The sequence below is a fragment of the Mesorhizobium sp. YR577 genome (assembly GCF_900116595.1).
Taxonomy (GTDB): domain Bacteria; phylum Pseudomonadota; class Alphaproteobacteria; order Rhizobiales; family Rhizobiaceae; genus Mesorhizobium_M.
This window is the reverse complement of record NZ_FPBI01000065.1, coordinates 1-1,904: the sequence shown is the minus strand read 5'-3', so window position 1 is coordinate 1,904 and position 1,904 is coordinate 1. Positions and strand designations below refer to the sequence as shown.

Annotated in this window: 1 protein-coding gene; it reads left to right on the top strand. The window is 68.2% G+C overall.

All coding sequences use genetic code 11. The features are described 5' to 3' along the window. Window positions 1-1,904 (top strand): hypothetical protein (locus BM413_RS33375; protein ID WP_175544537.1); only part of this gene is annotated, 1,904 nt, incomplete at both ends.

The window sequence follows — 1,904 nt, the reverse complement described above, 5'->3', positions numbered from 1 at the left end:
ACGATCGGTGGCGTCGTCGGCTCGCTCGACGGTGTGATTGGCGGTGACGGCGGCCTTGGCGGCATCGGCGACATTGGCGGTACGATTGGTGGCGTCGTCGGCTCGCTCGACGGTGTGATTGGCGGCGACGGTGGCCTTGGTGGCATCGGCGACATTGGCGGTACGATCGGTGGCGTCGTCGGCTCGCTTGGCGGTGTGATTGGCGGCGACGGCGGCCTTGGCGGCATCGGCGATCTTGGTGGCACGATCGGTGGCGTCGTCGGCTCGCTCGACGGTGTGATTGGCGGTGACGGCGGTCTTGGCGGCATCGGCGACATTGGCGGTACGATCGGTGGCGTCGTCGGCTCGCTCGACGGTGTGATTGGCGGCGACGGCGGTCTTGGCGGCATCGGCGACATTGGTGGCACGATCGGTGGCGTCGTCGGCTCGCTCGACGGTGTGATTGGCGGCGACGGCGGCCTTGGTGGCATCGGCGATCTTGGTGGTACGATCGGTGGCGTCGTCGGCTCGCTCGACGGTGTGATTGGCGGCGACGGTGGCCTTGGCGGCATCGGCGATCTTGGTGGCACGATCGGTGGCGTCGTCGGTTCGCTCGACGGTGTGATTGGCGGTGACGGCGGCCTTGGTGGCATCGGCGGTACGATCGGTGGCGTCGTCGGCTCGCTCGACGGTGTGATTGGCGGTGACGGCGGTCTTGGCGGCATCGGCGACATTGGTGGCACGATCGGTGGCGTCGTCGGCTCGCTCGACGGTGTGATTGGCGGTGACGGCGGCCTTGGCGGCATCGGCGACATTGGCGGTACGATCGGTGGCGTCGTCGGTTCGCTCGACGGTGTGATTGGCGGTGACGGCGGCCTTGGTGGCATCGGCGGTACGATCGGTGGCGTCGTCGGCTCGCTCGACGGTGTGATTGGCGGCGACGGTGGCCTTGGCGGCATCGGCGATCTTGGTGGCACGATCGGTGGCGTCGTCGGTTCGCTCGACGGTGTGATTGGCGGTGACGGCGGCCTTGGTGGCATCGGCGATCTTGGTGGCACGATCGGTGGCGTCGTCGGTTCGCTCGACGGTGTGATTGGCGGTGACGGCGGTCTTGGTGGCATCGGCGATCTTGGTGGCACGATCGGTGGCGTCGTCGGTTCGCTCGACGGTGTGATTGGCGGTGACGGCGGTCTTGGCGGCATCGGCGACATTGGCGGCACGATCGGTGGCGTCGTCGGCTCGCTCGACGGTGTGATTGGCGGCGACGGCGGTCTTGGCGGCATCGGCGACATTGGCGGTACGATCGGTGGCGTCGTCGGCTCGCTCGACGGTGTGATTGGCGGCGACGGTGGCCTTGGCGGCATCGGCGATCTTGGTGGCACGATCGGTGGCGTCGTCGGTTCGCTCGACGGTGTGATTGGCGGTGACGGCGGCCTTGGTGGCATCGGCGATCTTGGTGGCACGATCGGTGGCGTCGTCGGCTCGCTCGACGGTGTGATTGGCGGTGACGGCGGCCTTGGCGGCATCGGCGACATTGGCGGTACGATTGGTGGCGTCGTCGGCTCGCTCGACGGTGTGATTGGCGGCGACGGCGGCCTTGGCGGCATCGGCGATCTTGGTGGCACGATCGGTGGCGTCGTCGGCTCGCTCGACGGTGTGATTGGCGGTGACGGCGGCCTTGGCGGCATCGGCGATCTTGGTGGTACGATCGGTGGCGTCGTCGGTTCGCTCGACGGTGTGATTGGCGGCGACGGCGGCCTTGGTGGCATCGGCGATCTTGGTGGCACGATCGGTGGCGTCGTCGGTTCGCTCGACGGTGTGATTGGCGGTGACGGCGGTCTTGGCGGCATCGGCGACATTGGTGGCACGATCGGTGGCGTCGTCGGCTCGCTCGACGGTGTGATTGGCGGCGACGGCGGTCTTGG